This window comes from Micromonospora sp. HUAS YX12 (genome assembly GCF_040215685.1).
Classification (GTDB): domain Bacteria; phylum Actinomycetota; class Actinomycetes; order Mycobacteriales; family Micromonosporaceae; genus Micromonospora; species Micromonospora tulbaghiae.
In genome coordinates, this window is record NZ_CP157974.1 from 2,455,709 (window position 1) to 2,472,512 (window position 16,804).

A 16,804-nucleotide genomic window follows, 5' to 3' on the forward strand; every position below is an offset into this window, starting at 1 on the left:
CCTGTCCGGAACCGGATCGGAGGAGACGGTGGCGATCCAGCACGCGGTCCTGGCCCTGCTCGCCCGTGGTCCCAGCTACGGCTACGAGCTCAAGGGCGCCTTCGAGGCGGCCGTCGGTCCACAGTGGGGTCCGCTCAACATCGGGCACCTCTACCAGATCCTCGACCGGCTGTCCCGGGACGGGCAGGTCGTCGCCGAGCGGCACGCCCAGCCGGTGAAGCCCGACCGGGTGGTCTACGAGATCACGCCGGCCGGCCGCACCGAGCTGGACCGCTGGCTCGCCGAACCCAGCCCGCGCAGCGGCGGCTTCCGGGACGACTTCTTCCTGAAGGTCACCGCGGCGGCCCGGACCGGCGAGGCCGCGGTCGTCCGGACCGTGCTCGCCAACCAACGCGCCCACCTGCTGCGGGAGTTGCGCAACCTCGACACGCTGCGCCGCCGTTCCGAGGACTCGGTGGTCCGGCTGCTGCTCTCCGCCGCCGTCCGGCACGTCGAGGCGGATCTCGCCTTCGTCGACGACGCCGAGGCGGCGCTGCTCGCCGACGGGGGCGCCGCGCTCCGGGCGCTGGCGAGCGACCGGTCGCACCCGGCGACGCCGGCCGCGGACCCCGGCCCGGCGCGTTCCGCCGGCTGACCGTCCGGCCCGCGGCGCTCCGCGGGCCGTCAGGCCGAGGTCAGTCGGAGCCGACCCGGCGGAGGAAACGGCCGCCCAGGTCGAGGATCCCGTCGGGGTCCAACTCCCGCGCCGGGCCGGTCACCGTCACCTCGGCCAGCGCCAGCCCGGGCACCTCGGTGTCCCGCCAGCCGCCGACGAACCACGCCCGCTCCTCCTCGGCCAGGGCGAGGTTCGCCGCGTTCAGCGCCGCCGCCGGGTACGGCAGCCAGAACCGGAACTGGTGGGTGTGCGGCGGCGTCGGGTGGACCCGGGCGCCGGGCAGGGCGGCCAACGCCTCGGCCACCACCTTCGCGTGCCCCACGTGCCCGGGCAGCTGCGGCAGCTCCCGGGCCAGCCCGGCGAGCGCGGCCAGGGCCGCCGGCCACTGCTGGAACAGCGTGCCGCCGTAGCGGTGCCGCCAGGCGCGCGCGTAGTGGGCCAACTCCGCGTCCCCGGCCAGCGCCGCCCCGGAGTGGCCGCCGAGCGACTTGTAGAACGAGACGTACGTGCTGTCGGCCAGCGCCGCGATCTCGGCCGTCGAGTAGCCGAGGTGGACGGTCGACTCCCAGAGCCGGGCGCCGTCGAAGTGCACCCGGGCGCCCCGGGCCCGGGCCGCCGCGACCACGGCGACCAGCTCGTCCCAGGTCGGCAGCACGAACCCGGCGTCCCGCAACGGCAGCTCCAGGAAGAGCGTGCCGATCGGCTCGTCGAGCGCGGCGACCTCGGCGGCCGTCGGGTTACGCGGGGCGGCCGTGGTCGACACCGCGCGTACGTCGGCGAGCAGCGCGCACGCGTCGCGTTCGTGCACCAGCGGGTGGCTGAGCGGGTGCAGCCCGACCCCGGCCCGGCCGGTCAGCTCCGCCCCGTGCCGCATCGCCACCTGCTGCGCCATCGTGCCGGAGGGGAAGAACACGGCGGCCTCCGCGCCGAGCAGCTCGGCGACGCGCAGCTCCAGCTCCGCCACCGGCCCGCCCTCGCCGTAGAGGTCGGGCAGGTCGTCACCGGCCACCGCGCCGAGCGCGGCGAGCTGCTCCCGCACCGACGTCGGGCGTACGCCGGAGAGCATCGTGTCGCAGCCGCGCTGGGCGGCGAGCCGCCGCAGCCGTTCGGCGTGTCCGTCGCTCATCCGTCCTCCCGGAGCCGGCGCAGCCGGGTCACCGCCTCGGCGAGCACCTCCGGCCGCTTGCAGAACGCGAACCGGACGAGCCGGCGGCCCGCCTCCACGTCGTCGTAGAAGACCTGCGTCGGCACCCCCACCACGCCGCAGCGCTCCGGCAGGGACCGGCAGAACTCCACCCCGTCCCGGCCGCCGAGCGTGCCGATGTCGGCGGTGACGAAGTATGTCCCCTCGGGCGGGAGGACACCGAGACCGGCGTCGGCGAGCCCGGCGACCAGCTGGTCCCGGCGGCGTTGCAGGTCGTCCCGGAACCCGGTGAAGTAGGCGTCGGGCAGGCCGAGGGCCACCGCCACGGCCGGCTGGAGCGGGCCGGCGTTGACGAACGTGAGGAACTGCTTCACCCGCAGCACCGCCGCGACCAGCGGTGCCGGCCCGCTCACCCAACCGACCTTCCAGCCGGTGCAGGAGAACGTCTTGCCGGCGGAGGAGATGCGCAGCGTCCGCTCCCGCATGCCCGGCAACCCGGCCAGCGGCAGGTGCGGCCCGGCGGCGTCGGTGTAGACGAGGTGCTCGTAGACCTCGTCGGTGACCGCGTACACGTCGTGTTCCCGGCACAGCTCGGCGACCGCCGCCAGCTCGTCGGCGGTGAAGACCTTGCCGGTCGGGTTGTGCGGCGAGTTCAGCAGCACCATCCGGGTACGCGGCCCGAACGCGGCGCGCAGCTCGGCCGGGTCGAACGCGTACCGGCCGTCGGCGCCGGGACGCAGCGTCACCGGGCGGCGGACCGCCCCGGCCAGCGCGATCGAGGCGGCGTACGAGTCGTAGTACGGCTCGAAGCAGATCACCTCGTCACCCGGCTCGCAGAGCGCGAGGATGCTCGCCGCGACCGCCTCGGTGGCGCCGGCCGTCACCACGATCTCGCCGTCCGGGTCGTACTCCAGGCCCCAGAACCGGCGCTGGTGCTCGGCGGCGGCGGCGCGCAGCGCGGGGATCCCCGGACCGGGCGGGTACTGGTTGTGGCCGGTGCACAGCGCCTCGGCCGCGGCGGCGAGCATCTCCGGCGGGCCGTCGGTGTCCGGGAAGCCCTGTCCGAGGTTGACCGCGCCGGTACGCACGGCCAGCGCGGACATCTCGGTGAAGACGGTGGTGCCGAACGGCCGCATCCGGGCCACCAGGGGATCGGTCGTCGTCACGGCGGCCAGCCTACGGCCCGCCGCCGAGTCCTCACCAGCCGAAGCAGGCCACGCCCCATCTTCCCGAGTTCGTCGAGACGACCTTGCCGTCGATGGTTATCCGGCAGGTCACCTGACCAGCGCGTCCGGCGCTTGTGACGATCTGGACCCGCTCACGGTCGCTTGTGGTGAACCTCAGCCGCCAGGGGGAGTCCACGGAGTCGAGCTGGTGGAAGTCGCCATTCGCGTCGTAGAACTGCACCTCCGCCTCGCCCTCGGAGCCGGTCACCTCGTACCGGACGGTGAACCGGCCGGGCCCGCCGGACGGGGTGGTGGCCGGCCTCGCCGGGGGCGCGCTCGGCTCGTCGGCCCACCCGTCGGGCTCACCGTAGATCGGCCCGTCGTACCGCTCGCCGGAGGCCGCCCGGTCGTCCAGGGTGCTGCCGAGGAAGGACAGCCCCACGCAGCCGCAGACGATGAGTGCCAGGACGGTGACGATGCCGATCACCAGGCCGGCCGCCCAGCCGCTTCCGCTGCGGCGTGGCGGCATGCCCGGATACGCGTACGGCGGCGGGTAGGGCCCGGGCGGGTAGGCACCGGGTTGGTAGGGGCCGGGCGGGTAGGCGCCCGGTGTCCAGCCCGGCTGTGCCGGGAAGCCGGGTGCGTCCGGGGTGCCGGGCTGGGACGGCCAACCGGGCGGGCCCGGGACACCCGACGGCTGCGGATCGCCGGAGGCCGGCGGGACGGCCGGGCGCGGCGTGGCGGCCGGGTCGGCCGGAGCCGCCCACCCCGGTTCGCCCACCGGCCGGCCCGTGCCGCCGGGGGACGTGGCCGGGTCGGTTCCGGACGCGCTCTCAGTTCCGGGTGCGGCCCAGGGGCTCGGCGCCGGGGCCGGCGACCACGGCGCGGGTGGCGTCCACGGCTGCGGGGCGGCCAACGGGTCCGGCGGCGTCCAGGTGGAGGGCTGCGGCGTGGCCGGCGCGGCGGGGTCGCTCGGTCCGGAGGCCGGCTCGGGGGCGGGGGTCGTCTCGGACATCGGCTCAGCTCACAGGGGTACGGCGCGGACGACCGCGGAACGGTGGGCCCGGGGGACGGCGCCCGGCCTCAATGTAGGCGGTGGCGGCCAGCCGTGCGGTCCCGGCCGGCGGTCCGCGCGGCGCGTCCCGTACCGGTCCGGACGGGCGGAACAACCTGGATGGTGGTTTGTCCGGTAATGGCAACCCTGGCGTTCGGTTCGCTCAAATTCAATGATCGTTAACCGGCTTTCCGAGCACGCACGATGAGCGAAACTCGGTTAAGCTGCGGACCATGTGTGGAATCGTGGGTTACGCCGGTGCGCGCCCGGCGCTCGGCATCGTGCTTGACGGACTGCGGCGTCTCGAATACCGCGGCTACGACTCGGCCGGTGTCGCCGTGGTCTGCGAGGACGAGCTGCTGACCGAGAAGAAGGCCGGCAAGCTCGCGAACCTGGAGAAGGTCCTCTCCGAGCGGGCGGCCGGCAACCCCGAGGACTGCGCCGCCAGCCCGATCGGCATCGGCGACGGCACCACCGGCATCGGCCACACCCGGTGGGCCACGCACGGCGGCCCGACCGACCGCAACGCCCACCCGCACCTCTCCCCGGACGGCCGCGTCGCGGTGATCCACAACGGCATCATCGAGAACTTCGCGAAGCTCCGCACCGAGCTGGAGGACGAGGGTGTCGAGTTCGCCAGCGACACCGACACCGAGTGCGCCGCGCACCTGATCGCCCGCGCGCTGGCCGACCTGCGCTCGGCCGGCGAGACCGACAGCCCGCAGCTCCTCGCCGCCGCCATGCGCGTGGTCTGCGCGCGCCTGGAGGGCGCGTTCACGCTGCTCGCCGTCGACGCCGGCATCCCCGGCGCGGTGGTCGGCGCCCGGCGCAACTCGCCGCTGGTGGTGGGCCGGGGCGACGGCGAGAACTACCTGGCCAGCGACGTCGCCGCGTTCATCGAGCACACGCGGGACGCGGTCGAGCTGGGGCAGGACCAGATCGTGTTGATCACCCCGGACACCATCGACATCACCGACTTCGACGGTCAGCCGGCCAGCGGCAAGGACTTCCACATCGACTGGGACTCGTCGGCCGCCGAGAAGGGTGGCTACGACTGGTTCATGCTCAAGGAGATCGAGGAGCAGCCGCAGGCCATCGCCGACACGCTGCTGGGCCGGCTCACCGAGAGCGGCGAGATCGCCCTCGACGAGGTCCGCCTCAGCGAGCAGGACCTGCGCGACATCGACAAGATCTTCATCGTCGCGTGCGGCACCTCCTACCACGCCGGCCTGGTCGCCAAGTACGCGATCGAGCACTGGACCCGCATCCCCTGCGAGGTGGAGCTGGCGAGCGAGTTCCGCTACCGCGACCCGGTGCTGGACCGGTCCACGCTGATCGTGGTGATCTCGCAGTCCGGCGAGACGATGGACACGCTGATGGCGCTGCGCCACGCCAAGGAGCAGAAGGCCCGCGTGCTGGCCATCTGCAACACCAACGGCTCCACCATCCCGCGCGAGTCCGACGCGGTGCTCTACACCCACGGCGGCCCGGAGATCGCTGTCGCCTCCACCAAGGCGTTCCTCACCCAGGTCGTGGCCTGCTACCTGATCGGACTGCACCTGGCCCAGGTGCGCGGCATCAAGTTCGCCGACGAGGTGGGCGCCGTGGTGGCCCAGCTCCAGGAGATGCCCGCCAAGCTGCGCGAGCTGCTGGACCGGATCGAGCCGGTCCGCGAGCTGGGGCGTGAGCTGAAGTCCGAGCCGACCGTGCTGTTCATCGGCCGGCACGTGGGCTACCCGGTGGCGCTCGAAGGCGCGCTGAAGCTCAAGGAGCTGGCGTACATGCACGCCGAGGGCTTCGCCGCCGGCGAGTTGAAGCACGGCCCGATCTCGCTCATCGACAAGGGCACGCCGGTCATCTGCATCGTGCCGTCGCCGGTCGGCCGGGGCATGCTGCACGACAAGGTCGTCTCCAACATCCAGGAGGTACGCGCCCGCGGCGCCCGCACCATCGTGATCGCCGAGGAGGGCGACCAGGCGGTGGTCCGCTACGCCGACCACCTGATCTACGTGCCGCGTACGCCGACGCTGCTGGCGCCGCTGGTGACCACAGTGCCGTTGCAGGTGCTGGCCGCCGAGATCGCCGCCGCCCGCGGTCACGACGTCGACCAGCCCCGCAACCTGGCCAAGTCGGTCACCGTCGAGTAGCCGATCTCGTCCACGGTCCCTCCGCCCGTCCACCGGGCGGAGGGACCGCGTCGTCTCCGGCCTGCCTCGCGGCCGGCCGCCGGATGGCCTCGGCCGATCGCCGGGCGGCCGCCGGAGGGGCGCGGGCGGGTCACCGGCCCAGCACGATCCGGGCCATGCCGTCCAGCGCCGGGTTGTCCGCATCCCAGTAGCCGGTGTGGCCGCGCGGCGCGCTCGGGAAGCGCCGGCCGCCGAAGCCCGGCGTGCTCGGGTCGGCGCCGAACCAGAGCCGCTCGCCGTGCCCGTCGAGCACGGCGAGCGCCGGGCCGAGCGGCGTGCCCGCGAGCAGCGCGCGGCGGGCCAGCTCGTCCGGTGGGCGGGCCAGCCGGATCACGTCGTCCGGCGCGGTCGACGACCAGACCTGACCGGCGGGCATCCGCAGGTCGGCGGCGTGGTCCACGCCGACCCCGGGCGAACCGACGAAGACAAGCGCGTCCGCGCCCAGCCCGTGGTCGCGGGCGGCGGCGCCGACCACGAGCGAGCCGTAGCTGTGCCCGAGCACCGTCTGCCGGGCCGGTGGACCCTCGTGCGCGGCCCGTAGCCCCTCCTGGAACCGGTGCAGCGCCGGGCCGGCGTCCTCGGCCTGCCGGGTGCCCGCCGCCTCGGTGAGGAAACCGGGCGCGTCGTAGTCCAGCCAGAGCACCGCCGCCACCTCCTCGACCGGCCCGAGCGCCGCGCACCGCTGCAACACCCGGGCCGCCCGGCCCAGTTCGGCCGGCGCGTCGGCGAGGTCCGAGGTCATGCCCGGGACGTAGGTGAGCACCGAGGACGCGCGGTCCGGGTTGCCGAGCGCCACCACCGCTCGGCCGTCGCCGGCCGGATCCAACCCCAGCAGGTACGCCCGGGGCGCCTCGCCCGCGGCCAGCCGCTCGCCGAGCCCGTCCAGCCCGCGCAGCGCCGCCTCGACAGCGGCGAGCCGGACCCGCCGGGACGCCTCCAGCGGCCCGGCCGGAAGCGGGTGCCGCAGCGCGAGCCGCCGCACGAGCAACTGCTCCCGCCGGTCGCCGAGCAGCAGCCGGTTCGCCTGGTCCCGGGCGGCGGCCGGAAGCCCGTCGAGACGCCCGATCCGGCCCGGTTCCCGCCCCACCAGCCAGCGCCGCTCGGCCGCGCTCAGACCGGCCCACCAGCGGCTCACCTCGGCCGGCCCGGCACCGGGCCCGGGACGCCACGCGGGCGGGACGCTGACCCAGCCGCGTACCGCGGCGGTGGTCAGCTCCGCCAGCCGGCCGGCCGCCTCCCGGTCGGCGGCGCCGGCGAGCGTCAGCGCGCCCCGGATGCCGGCTCGCGCGTGGACCACGGCCGGCCCGGTCCGCGTCACCGGCCGCGCCGGGTCGGGCCGGACCGCGCCGGTGCGGTCGACGAGCAGGCCGCCGGACTCGGCGCGGGCCACCTCGGCGCCGAGCCGGGCCTTCGCCGCGCCCAGCCGGGCGCCGAACTCGGCGAGCACCTGGTCGACCTCGACCAGGGCGGGAAGCACGTCGGTGAGGCCGGTGCGCAGATCCCCGATCCGCCGCTGCGCCGCCGCCGAGGCCGCGCCCGACCACCCGGGCCGGAGCGCGCCGATCCGGGCGGTCAGCGCGTCGGCACGCTGCCGTACCGGCGCGGCGAGGCCCCGCCACGCCGCCCCCGCGGTGGACCAGGCGCCCGGGTCGGCCCGCCAGAGCTGTGCGTAGCCGACCGGCAGGTCCGCCGCGTCGGGAGGACCGCCGCTCACCGGAGCAGTCCGGTGAGGCGGCGGGCGGCGCGTTCGTCGACCGCCTCGTAGCCGTCCGCCCCGCTGCGCAACGCCTGAGCGGTGTCGGCCACCCGGGCGCCGAGCGCGCCGGACCAGCGCCGCACCGCCGACTCCAGGTCGGCCAGCGCGACAGCGGATCGCCAGCCGTCCGGCGCCGCCACCAGCAACGACTCCGGTGCCGCGCCCGGTCCGCGGGCCAGCCGGTACGCGTCGTCGGCCAGCTCGCGCGCCACCGTGCGCAGCAACTCCGGGTCGACGTCGAACGGTCTCTCCACCACGTGACCTCCCTCGCCCGGCGCCACCGGCCGGCCCCGGACACCGGGACGCTAGGCGGCGCCCGGCGGTGGTCGCCGACCCCTGTGGACAACGTCCCGGGTTATCCACAGGGCCGGTCCGCCAGCCGGTCCCCGGCGCGTACCGCCGGTAGGGTGAGGCCGTGATCGGGGCAGCCGCGGGCGGAAGCTGAGCCGGCGCGACGAGCGGGGCGGGGTGGCATGAGACAGGTGTGGCGTGTCGCGGACGTTCGCGCGGCGGAAGCGGGCCTGATGGCCACCCTTCCGGCCGGCGCGCTCATGCAGCGGGCCGCGGCCGGCCTGGCCCGCCGCTGCGCGTTGCTGCTGGCCGACCGGGGCGGCGTCTACGGCGCCCGGGTGCTGCTGCTCGCCGGGTCCGGCGACAACGGCGGCGACGCCCTCCTCGCGGGCGCGCACCTGGCCCGCCGGGGCGCGGCGGTGACCGCGCTGCTCCTGACGCCGGGCCGGGCGCACGCCGAGGGCCTGGCCGCCCTGCGCGCCGCCGGCGGGCGCGTGGCCGACCGGCCGCCAGCGGTGGTCGACCTGGTGCTCGACGGCATCGTGGGCATCGGCGGCACCGGTGGGTTGCGGGAGACGGCCGAGCAGCTGGCCGCGAGCCTGACCGGGCAGCACGGGCGCGACGGCAGGCCCGCCACAGTGGTCGCGGTCGACGTGCCGAGCGGCGTCGCAGTCGACACCGGCCACGTTCCGCTCACCGACGCCGGGCGGCCCCGGGCGGTCCGCGCCGACGTGACAGTCGCCTTCGGCGCGCTCAAGCCGGCCCTGGTCGTCGGCCCGGCCGCCGAGCTGGCCGGAGAGGTCGAGCTGGTCGACATCGGGCTGACGCCGTGGCTGCGCGGCACACCGGCGCTCCAGGTGATCGAGCAGGCGGACGTGGCCGACTGGTGGCCGGCGCTGGGCGCGTCGTCGGAGAAGTACTCCCGGGGCGTGGTCGGCGTGGCCACCGGCTCGGCCACCTACCCGGGCGCCGCGGTGCTCTCGGTCGCCGGGGCGCTCGCCGGTCCCACCGGCCTGGTCCGCTACGCCGGGAGCGCCCGGGGCGAGGTGCTGCACCAGCACCCGTCGGTGATCGCCACCGGCCGGGTCGCCGACGCCGGCCGGGTGCAGGCGTGGGTCTGCGGCTCCGGGCTCGGCACCGGCGAGGACTCCGCCGCCGAGCTGCGCGCGGTGCTCGCCGCGCCGGTGCCGGTGGTGCTCGACGCGGACGCGCTGACGCTGCTCGTCGACGGCAAGCTGGCCGACCGGCTGCGCGGCCGGGACGCGCCGATCGTGGTGACGCCGCACGACCGGGAGTACGCCCGGCTCTGCGGCGAGATGCCGGGGGAGGACCGGCTCGCCGCCGCGCTGCGGCTGGCCGCCTGGATGAACGCGGTGGTGCTGCTCAAGGGCGAGCGCACGGTCATCGGCACGCCCGACGGCCGCGCGTACGTGAACCCGACCGGCACCCCGGTGCTGGCCACCGGCGGCACCGGCGACGTGCTGGCCGGGTTGCTCGGTTCGCTGCTCGCCGCCGGGCTGGCCCCGGAACGGGCGGCCGCCGCCGCGGCGTACCTGCACGGGCTGGCCGGCCGGGAGGCGGCGCGCGGCGGTCCGGTGACCGCGCCCGACGTGGCCGCGGCGTTGCGTCCGGTACTGGCCCGGCTGGGCTGATCCGGGCGGCGTCCCCCGGTGGCGACGGGCACCGCACGCACGACTCACGGCCATGATGATCACTGACGGAAGTAGGCTGAGGACATGTGGCAGTCGGAGGTGCGCGTCGACCTGGACGCGATCCGGGAGAACGTGACCCGGCTCAAGGCCGGCACCAGCGCCGAGCTGATGGCGGTGGTCAAGGGCGACGGGTACGGCCACGGCATGGTGCCGGCGGCCCGCGCGGCGCTCGACGCCGGGGCGGACCAGCTCGGCGTCTGCACGCTGGACGAGGCGCTGCGGCTGCGCGAGGACGGCATCACCGCACCGGTGCTGGCCTGGCTGCTCAGCCCCGGGCTGCCGCTGCACGACGGGATCACTGTCGGCGTCGACCTCGGCTGTGCCAGCCTCACCCAGCTCGACGAGATGATCCAGGCGAGCCGGCGGGCGGACCGTCCGGCCCGGCTGCACCTCAAGATCGACACCGGGCTGGCCCGGGGCGGCGCCACCGTCGCCGACTGGCCGGCGCTGCTGGAGGCCGCCGCGAAGGCCCAGGCGGACGGCCTGGTCGAGGTGGTCGGAGTGTGGAGCCACTTCGTGTACGCGGACTCGCCCGGCCACCCCACCACCGACCGCCAGCTCGCCGTGTTCCAGGAAGGGCTGGAGATGGTGACGCGCGCCGGCCTGCGCCCGCGCTACCGGCATCTGGCCAACTCGGCCGCCACGCTGACCCGGCCGGACACCCACTTCGACCTGGTCCGTCCCGGCATCGCCGTGTACGGCCTGTCGCCGGTCGCGGGCGAGCAGTTCGGTCTGCGTCCGGCGATGACCGCCCGCGCCCGGGTGATGCTCACCAAACGGGTAGCGGCCGGCACCGGCGTCTCCTACGGCCACACCTACCTCACCGAGCAGGAGGCCAACCTCGCGGTGGTGCCGCTCGGCTACGCCGACGGGGTGCCCCGGCACGCCTCCAACACCGGGCCGGTGCAGCTCGCCGGCAAGCGCCGGACCATCTCCGGGCGGGTCTGCATGGACCAGTTCGTGGTCGACTGCGGCGACGACGAGGTGGCCGACGGCGACGTGGCGACGCTGTTCGGCAGCGGCGCGGACGGCGAGCCCACCGCCGACGACTGGGCCGAGGCCGTCGGCACCATCAACTACGAGATCGTGACCCGTTTAGGTGGCGTGCGCGTGCCCCGCGTCTACGACGGCGAGCGCGCATGAGCGTCCGGTTGCCGCGACCGCGTACCGCCGCCGGCAAGGTGGCCGGGCTGGTCGGCGCCGCCGTCGGCGTGGCCGCCGCCGGGCTCGCGGCGGGCGTGGTCAGCGAGCGGGTGCTGGTCCGCCGGCTCAAGAACGACCCGACCGACCGGTACGCCGACGAGGTCTTCGGCGAGCAGCGCTACGACGAGGCGTACCGGCTGGAGATGCCGGACGGCACCGACATCCACGTGGAGGTGGTCGAGCCGGCCCGCCCGGTCGCCGGGCACCCGACGGTGGTGCTGGTGCACGGGTTCTGCCTGGACATGGGCACGTTCCACTTCCAGCGCAAGCGGCTCGCCGAGCGCGGCGACTACCGGGTGGTCGCGTACGACCAGCCGGGGCACGGCCACTCCGGCCGGCTGGAGAGCGGCGAGTACGACCTGACCGCGCTGGGCCACACGCTGCGCCGGGTGCTCGACGAGGTGGCCCCGGACGGCCCGCTGGTGCTGGTCGGGCACTCCATGGGCGGCATGACGATCATGGCGCTGGCCGAGCTGTACCCGGAGATGTTCGGTGACCGCGTGGTCGGCACCGTGCTGATGGCCACCTCGGGCGGCCTCGCGGCGGAGACCAAGCTGGTGGCGCCCGCGCTGCTCGGCCGCGTCGGATCGCCGGTGCTCTACATGATGAGCAACGCCACCCGGTACGGCGGCACCGTGATCGACCGGGCACGCCGGTCGACCTCGAACGTGGCCTGGCTGCTCACCCGCAAGTACGGCTTCGGCACCTCGAAGCCGAGCCCGGCCCTGGTGTCGTACGTCGAGATGATGAACTCGCGCACCTCGGCGGACACGGTCACCCGCTACCTGCGCACGATCGCCACCCACTCCCGGTTCCCGGCGCTGGCTGCGCTGGCCGGCACGCCGGTGCTGGTGATCGTGGGGGACAAGGACATGATCACGCCGGTGACGCACTCCGAGGAGATCGTCCGGCGGCTGCCGCACGCCGAGTTCGTGAAGATCAACGACAGTGGGCACGTGGTGATGCTGGAGCACGCCGACGAGGTGAACGCGGCGCTGGAGAGGTTCCTGGATTCGCTATGACAGTGGTCGTGGAGCTGAAGACCGTCGACGACACCCACGAGTTCGGGCGGCGGCTGGCCGGTGTGCTGCGCGCCGGAGACCTGCTGCTGCTCAGCGGCCCGCTCGGGGCCGGCAAGACGGCGCTGACCCAGGGCATCGGCGCCGGCCTCGGCGTACTCGGGGACATCACCTCGCCCACCTTCGTCATCGCGCGGACGCACCGGCCGGACCCGGAGCGGGGCGGCCGGGTGACGCTCGTGCACGCCGACGCGTACCGCCTGGGTGCGGCCGCCGACCCGCGCGCGGAGATCGACGACCTCGACCTGGACGCCTCGGTGGACGAGGCGGTCACCGTGGTGGAGTGGGGCGAGGGGATGGTCGAGCAGCTGGTCGACGCGCACCTGCGGGTACGCATCGACCGCCGCGACGACGACACCCGGGCGGTCACGCTGGAACCGGTCGGCGGCGACTGGGCGGCCCGGCTGGACACCCTCGGCTGAGCGCTGTCGTACCCGCTGCCTAGAGTCCCGGGGACGACTGCGAAAGGTTGCCGATGCCCGACGACGCCCCCGCCCTCGACCTGATGGCACTCCTGCCCGAGCCGTGGCGGGAGGCGCTCACCCCCCACCTGGACCCGGCCCGCACCGCGGCGCTGGCCGAGTTCGTCGCCCGGGAGTACGCGACCGCGACTGTCTTCCCGCCGCTGGAGGATCTCTTCTCCGCCTACCGGCTGTGTGGCCCGGCCGACACCCGGGTGCTCATCCTCGGGCAGGATCCGTACCACAAGGCGGGCCAGGCGCACGGGCTGAGCTTCAGCGTGCGTGAGGGGGTGGCGGTGCCGCCGTCGCTGCGCAACGTCTTCAAGGAACTGGGCGAGGACCTGGGCGTGCCGAAGCCGCGCAGTGGCAACCTCGACGGCTGGGCCGCGCAGGGCGTCCTGCTGCTCAACTCGGTGCTGACGGTGCGGCAGGCCACCCCCGGCTCGCACGCCAACCGCGGCTGGGAGGAGTTCACCGACGCCACCATCCGGGCGCTCGACGCGCTCGACCAGCGCGTGGTCTTCCTGCTGTGGGGCGGCTACGCACGCAAGAAGGCGGCGCTCGTGACCAACCCGCAGCACGTGGTGCTGGAGGCCGGGCACCCCAGCCCGATGAACCCGCGCGGCTTCCTCGGCAGCCGCCCGTTCAGCGCGGCGAACAAGGCGCTGGCCGACGCGGGGCTGCCCACCGTCGACTGGGAGCGCTCAGCCGGCTGACCCGTCCGGCGCCTCGCCGCCACCGGCGAGGCGCCGGCGGTGCCGGCGCAGCAGCTCGGCCGTGCGCCGGTCGGTCACCTCCACCTCGACCAGCGGCTCGACCGGGTACGTGCGTTCACCGAGGCGGACCTCGATGGGCTCGGGCAGTTCGTCGCACATCCGGGCCCGCAGCTCGCCGTAGCGGGTCCGCCAGCGATGCTCGCCCGGCTCCTCGGGCTCCGTGTGAATGCCGCCCCACACCTGCCATCGGGCGTTCCAGCGCTGCGCGTGGACCCGATCGAGGAGCGCGCTGAACTGCGGCGAGTCCCGCCAGCGCACCGCGATCTCGACCGCGTCCACCGGCAGCGGCGCGCCCTGCAACAGGGCCGCCATGCCGCCCGACAGCACGTACGGGAGGTCGCCCAGGGCGTCCGTGATCCGGTCCAGCCGGAGATCTTCGAGCCGCTCGGCGAGCACCATCCCGGCCATCTCGTCCAGCGCGGCGTCCAGATGGCTGTCCAGCGGCTCGACCTCGATCCGCAGTTGCCGTCCGAGCGCGGCGAGCAGGCGTTCCGCGGTGGTCAGGCTCGGCAGCCGGTCGCCGCGTTCGATCCGGGCGATGGCGGCCTGACTGAGCCCGGACCGGGCGGCCAGCGCCTGCTGGGTGAGCCCCGCCTGTTCGCGTTCGTGCCGCAGGGTCCGGGCGACCTCCCGAACGAGGCGACTCTCCGTCATCTCCGGAGAATGACAGTTCCTCTCTGGGCCTTATGCCTCTGAGTCATATTTATGACCCAGAGGCATAAGGCTCTCAAGTCTTCTCCTCAGTTCCGGGCGCTACGCACCGTGACCGGGCGAGCGGCGAGGGCGTGCCAGGGGCGGCGGAGCGGACGGCTAGGCTGGCTTACCGTGCTCGTACTCGTGGTGGACTCCTCGACGCCCGCTGTGACCGCGGCCCTGGCCGAGGTCTCGGCGGACGGCGTCGCGCTCCGGGCGTCCCGGTGCACCGTCGACGCCCGCGCCCACGGCGAGCTGCTCGCGCCGCAGGTCGACGCCGTGCTGGCGGACGTCGCCGCGCGGCCCGCCGGCCTGGCCGCGATCGTCGCCGGCCTCGGCCCGGGCCCGTTCACCGGGCTGCGCGTCGGGCTGGTCACCGCCGCCACCATGGGTCAGGTGCTCGGCGTACCCACGTACGGCGTCTGCTCGCTGGACGGGCTCGGCCACCCGGCGGCCGCCGGCGAGCCGGTGCTGGCGGCGAGCGACGCGCGGCGCCGGGAGATCTACTGGGCCGTCTACGACGGCGCCGGCCAGCGCCTGGCCGGCCCGGAGGTGGCGGCCCCGGCGGTGGTCGCGGAGCGGGCGCGCGACCTGGCGGTCACCGTCGCGGTCGGCGACGGCGCGCACCGGTACGCGGACGTGCTGGGGCTGCCGGTGCGCGCCGAGCCGCGCTACCCCGACCCGCTGGCGCTGGCCCGGCTCGCCGCGCCGCGGATCCGCGCGGGCGCGCCCGGCGAGACGCTCACCCCGCTCTACCTGCGTCGCCCGGACGCGGTCGCGGCCACCGGCCACAAGCCGGTCCTGCCATGAGGCTGGGCCGGTTCCGCTGGTGGCACATCGACGAGGTGCTGCCCATCGAGGCGGACCTGTTCGGTGCCGAGCAGTGGTCGGCGGCGATGTTCTGGAACGAACTCGCCAACGGGCAGTTCTACCTGGTCGCCACCGACGACGACGGCGCCGTGCTCGGCTACGCCGGGCTGGCCGTGTCCCCGCCCGACGAGGCGTGGGTGCAGAACGTCGCGGTCCGCCGGGACGCCCAGCGCCGGGGGATCGGCCGGCTGCTGCTGGAGGCGCTGCTCGCCGAGGCGGCCCGGCGCGGCGCCCGCAGCACGCTGCTGGAGGTCGCCGCGGACAACGCGCCGGCGCAACGGCTCTACGCCACGTACGGCTTCGAGCCGATCGGCGTACGGCGCGGCTACTACCAACCGAGCAACACCGACGCGCTGGTCATGCAGCGCAACGAGGACTGACGCGCATGGCTGACGAACCCCTGATCCTCGGCATCGAGACCTCCTGCGACGAGACCGGCGTGGGCATCGTGCGCGGGCACACGCTGCTCGCCGACGCGCTCGCCTCCAGCGTCGAGGAGCACGCCCGGTTCGGCGGCGTGGTGCCCGAGGTGGCCAGCCGCGCCCACCTGGAGGCCATCGTGCCGACCATGGACCGGGCACTGCGCGAAGCCGGCGTCACCATCGCCGACATCGACGCCATCGCCGTGACCTCCGGGCCGGGCCTGGCCGGCGCGCTGCTCGTCGGGGTCGCCGCCGCCAAGGGGTACGCGGTCGCGGCGGAGAAGCCGGTGTACGGCGTGAACCACCTCGCCGCGCACGTCGCGGTGGACACGCTCGAACACGGCCCGCTGCCCGAGCCCGCCATCGCGCTGCTGGTCTCCGGCGGGCACTCCTCGCTGCTGCGCGTCGACGACCTGGCCCGCGACGTGGTGCCGCTCGGCGCCACCATCGACGACGCGGCCGGGGAGGCGTTCGACAAGGTGGCCCGGCTGCTCGGGCTGCCGTTCCCCGGCGGGCCGTACATCGACCGGGAGGCGCGCGCCGGTGACCCGGCGGCGATCGCCTTCCCGCGCGGGCTGACCGCCGCGAAGGACCTGGCCGGGCACCGGTACGACTTCTCCTTCTCCGGCCTGAAGACGGCGGTGGCCCGCTGGGTGGAGGCGCGGCAGCGGGCCGGTGAGCCGGTCCCGGTCGCCGACGTGGCCGCGTCCTTCCAGGAGGCGGTCTGCGACGTGCTCGTCGGCAAGGCGATCGACGCCTGCCGCAGCAGCGGCATCGACACGCTGGTGATCGGCGGCGGGGTGGCGGCCAACTCGCGGCTGCGGGCGATGGCCGAGCAGCGGGCCGGCAAGCACGGCATCCGGGTGCGTACGCCCCGGCCGAAGCTCTGCACTGACAACGGCGCGATGGTGGCCGCGCTCGGCTCCCACCTGGTGGCCGCGGGCGTCGCGCCGAGCCGGCTGGACCTGCCGGCCGACTCGGCGATGCCGCTGACAGTGGTCAGCGTGTGAGCGGGGAGGGGACCGACATGATCGTCCGGATGTGGGAGGCCAGGGCCGAGCCGTACGGCTTCGCCGACCTGATCACCTGGGTCTGCGAGACCGCGCTGCCCGAGTTCGAGCACGACCCCATGCACGTCTCCAGCGAGGTGTTCTCCTCCACCGACCACCGGCTCGTGGTCATCTCCAAGTGGCGGTACAACCCCCGGGAGCTGCCCGAGCCGCCGGCGCGCCTGATCGCCCGGCCACCGCACAGCTGGGACTTCACCCAGGTCGACCGCTGACGCGAGGCTGGTCACGAGCGCCGGAATTGGTTGGCGCCCGGGCCGCCCCGGCAC

The 16,804-nt window shown here is 75.2% G+C and carries 17 protein-coding genes; 11 read left to right on the forward strand and 6 right to left on the reverse strand.

What is annotated here, in order from left to right; translation table 11 throughout:
* The first annotated feature begins 28 nt into the window (after positions 1 to 28).
* Entirely contained in the window at positions 29 to 634 is a 606-nt protein-coding gene (locus ABIH81_RS12045; RefSeq protein WP_349880325.1) for a PadR family transcriptional regulator, read from the forward strand.
* Positions 635 to 674: 40 nt separating this feature from the next.
* Here the strand turns inward: ABIH81_RS12045 and ABIH81_RS12050 are convergent, their stop codons facing one another.
* The 3 genes from ABIH81_RS12050 to ABIH81_RS12060 are packed head-to-tail and all read right to left on the reverse strand — an operon-like array spanning position 675 to position 3,980.
* Positions 675 to 1,781, reverse strand: coding sequence for a beta-eliminating lyase-related protein (locus ABIH81_RS12050; protein ID WP_349880326.1), 1,107 nt, complete (start codon positions 1,779 to 1,781; stop codon positions 675 to 677).
* The gene (locus ABIH81_RS12055) at positions 1,778 to 2,965 is read right to left on the reverse strand and encodes a pyridoxal phosphate-dependent aminotransferase (protein ID WP_349880327.1); all 1,188 of its coding nucleotides are present in this window, start codon (positions 2,963 to 2,965) and stop codon (positions 1,778 to 1,780) included. The genes ABIH81_RS12050 and ABIH81_RS12055 overlap by 4 nt, the downstream gene beginning before the upstream one ends.
* Positions 2,966 to 2,996: 31 nt before the next feature.
* Entirely contained in the window at positions 2,997 to 3,980 is a 984-nt protein-coding gene (locus ABIH81_RS12060) for an MmpS family transport accessory protein (RefSeq protein WP_349880328.1), read from the reverse strand.
* Between the two features lie 272 nt (positions 3,981 to 4,252).
* Between ABIH81_RS12060 and glmS the strand changes: the two genes are divergently transcribed.
* The gene (gene glmS / locus ABIH81_RS12065) at positions 4,253 to 6,166 is read left to right on the forward strand and encodes a glutamine--fructose-6-phosphate transaminase (isomerizing) (RefSeq protein WP_349880329.1); all 1,914 of its coding nucleotides are present in this window, start codon (positions 4,253 to 4,255) and stop codon (positions 6,164 to 6,166) included.
* Between the two features lie 130 nt (positions 6,167 to 6,296).
* On the opposite strand, the gene ABIH81_RS12070 is transcribed toward glmS, so the two are convergent.
* On the reverse strand, positions 6,297 to 7,919 hold the full coding sequence (locus ABIH81_RS12070; RefSeq protein ID WP_349880330.1) for an alpha/beta hydrolase: 1,623 nt from the start codon (positions 7,917 to 7,919) through the stop codon (positions 6,297 to 6,299).
* Positions 7,916 to 8,218 (reverse strand): type VII secretion target, encoded by a 303-nt coding sequence (locus ABIH81_RS12075; RefSeq protein ID WP_349880331.1) that lies wholly within the window; start codon positions 8,216 to 8,218, stop codon positions 7,916 to 7,918. The genes ABIH81_RS12070 and ABIH81_RS12075 overlap by 4 nt, the downstream gene beginning before the upstream one ends.
* A gap of 216 nt (positions 8,219 to 8,434) precedes the next feature.
* Between ABIH81_RS12075 and ABIH81_RS12080 the strand changes: the two genes are divergently transcribed.
* The 5 genes from ABIH81_RS12080 to ung all read left to right on the forward strand — a co-directional run bounded on the left by ABIH81_RS12080 (position 8,435) and on the right by ung (position 13,423).
* Entirely contained in the window at positions 8,435 to 9,904 is a 1,470-nt protein-coding gene (locus tag ABIH81_RS12080; RefSeq protein WP_349880332.1) for an NAD(P)H-hydrate dehydratase, read from the forward strand.
* Positions 9,905 to 9,988: 84 nt separating this feature from the next.
* Positions 9,989 to 11,107 (forward strand): alanine racemase, encoded by a 1,119-nt coding sequence (alr, locus tag ABIH81_RS12085; RefSeq protein ID WP_349880333.1) that lies wholly within the window; start codon positions 9,989 to 9,991, stop codon positions 11,105 to 11,107.
* Positions 11,104 to 12,189, forward strand: coding sequence for an alpha/beta hydrolase (locus tag ABIH81_RS12090; RefSeq protein ID WP_349880334.1), 1,086 nt, complete (start codon positions 11,104 to 11,106; stop codon positions 12,187 to 12,189). Before alr ends, ABIH81_RS12090 begins: the two co-directional genes overlap by 4 nt.
* Positions 12,186 to 12,668, forward strand: coding sequence for a tRNA (adenosine(37)-N6)-threonylcarbamoyltransferase complex ATPase subunit type 1 TsaE (tsaE, locus tag ABIH81_RS12095; RefSeq protein WP_349880335.1), 483 nt, complete (start codon positions 12,186 to 12,188; stop codon positions 12,666 to 12,668). The genes ABIH81_RS12090 and tsaE overlap by 4 nt, the downstream gene beginning before the upstream one ends.
* A 53-nt stretch (positions 12,669 to 12,721) precedes the next feature.
* Positions 12,722 to 13,423 (forward strand): uracil-DNA glycosylase, encoded by a 702-nt coding sequence (gene ung / locus ABIH81_RS12100; RefSeq protein ID WP_349880337.1) that lies wholly within the window; start codon positions 12,722 to 12,724, stop codon positions 13,421 to 13,423.
* Here ung and ABIH81_RS12105 read toward each other — a convergent pair.
* Complete coding sequence (locus tag ABIH81_RS12105; RefSeq protein WP_349880338.1) at positions 13,412 to 14,137, reverse strand: helix-turn-helix domain-containing protein; 726 nt, start codon at positions 14,135 to 14,137, stop codon at positions 13,412 to 13,414. The genes ung and ABIH81_RS12105 overlap by 12 nt on opposite strands.
* Before the next feature lie 171 nt (positions 14,138 to 14,308).
* Here ABIH81_RS12105 and tsaB point away from each other — a divergent pair, with 171 nt between their 5' ends.
* Genes tsaB through ABIH81_RS12125 form a run of 4 tightly spaced genes read left to right on the forward strand, consistent with a single transcriptional unit; the run spans position 14,309 to position 16,750 of the window.
* On the forward strand, positions 14,309 to 14,986 hold the full coding sequence (tsaB, locus tag ABIH81_RS12110) for a tRNA (adenosine(37)-N6)-threonylcarbamoyltransferase complex dimerization subunit type 1 TsaB (protein ID WP_349880339.1): 678 nt from the start codon (positions 14,309 to 14,311) through the stop codon (positions 14,984 to 14,986).
* On the forward strand, positions 14,983 to 15,426 hold the full coding sequence (rimI, locus tag ABIH81_RS12115; RefSeq protein ID WP_349880340.1) for a ribosomal protein S18-alanine N-acetyltransferase: 444 nt from the start codon (positions 14,983 to 14,985) through the stop codon (positions 15,424 to 15,426). The genes tsaB and rimI overlap by 4 nt, the downstream gene beginning before the upstream one ends.
* A 5-nt stretch (positions 15,427 to 15,431) precedes the next feature.
* Positions 15,432 to 16,478 carry a tRNA (adenosine(37)-N6)-threonylcarbamoyltransferase complex transferase subunit TsaD gene (gene tsaD, locus ABIH81_RS12120; protein WP_349880341.1) on the forward strand — a complete coding sequence of 349 codons (1,047 nt, stop codon included), beginning with the start codon at positions 15,432 to 15,434 and terminating at the stop codon, positions 16,476 to 16,478.
* A gap of 17 nt (positions 16,479 to 16,495) precedes the next feature.
* Positions 16,496 to 16,750 (forward strand): hypothetical protein, encoded by a 255-nt coding sequence (locus ABIH81_RS12125; protein ID WP_349880342.1) that lies wholly within the window; start codon positions 16,496 to 16,498, stop codon positions 16,748 to 16,750.
* Positions 16,751 to 16,804 lie beyond the last annotated feature (54 nt).

Coding starts and splice junctions, on each gene's coding strand:
- glmS (WP_349880329.1), top strand. CDS start 4,253: ATGTGTGGAATCGTGGGTTACGCCGGTGCGCGCCCGGCGCTCGGCATC.
- tsaD (WP_349880341.1), top strand. CDS start 15,432: ATGGCTGACGAACCCCTGATCCTCGGCATCGAGACCTCCTGCGACGAG.
- ABIH81_RS12090 (WP_349880334.1), top strand. CDS start 11,104: ATGAGCGTCCGGTTGCCGCGACCGCGTACCGCCGCCGGCAAGGTGGCC.
- rimI (WP_349880340.1), top strand. CDS start 14,983: ATGAGGCTGGGCCGGTTCCGCTGGTGGCACATCGACGAGGTGCTGCCC.
- alr (WP_349880333.1), top strand. CDS start 9,989: ATGTGGCAGTCGGAGGTGCGCGTCGACCTGGACGCGATCCGGGAGAAC.
- ABIH81_RS12080 (WP_349880332.1), top strand. CDS start 8,435: ATGAGACAGGTGTGGCGTGTCGCGGACGTTCGCGCGGCGGAAGCGGGC.
- ung (WP_349880337.1), top strand. CDS start 12,722: ATGCCCGACGACGCCCCCGCCCTCGACCTGATGGCACTCCTGCCCGAG.
- tsaE (WP_349880335.1), top strand. CDS start 12,186: ATGACAGTGGTCGTGGAGCTGAAGACCGTCGACGACACCCACGAGTTC.
- ABIH81_RS12060 (WP_349880328.1), bottom strand. CDS start 3,980: ATGTCCGAGACGACCCCCGCCCCCGAGCCGGCCTCCGGACCGAGCGAC.
- ABIH81_RS12105 (WP_349880338.1), bottom strand. CDS start 14,137: ATGACGGAGAGTCGCCTCGTTCGGGAGGTCGCCCGGACCCTGCGGCAC.
- ABIH81_RS12125 (WP_349880342.1), top strand. CDS start 16,496: ATGATCGTCCGGATGTGGGAGGCCAGGGCCGAGCCGTACGGCTTCGCC.
- ABIH81_RS12050 (WP_349880326.1), bottom strand. CDS start 1,781: ATGAGCGACGGACACGCCGAACGGCTGCGGCGGCTCGCCGCCCAGCGC.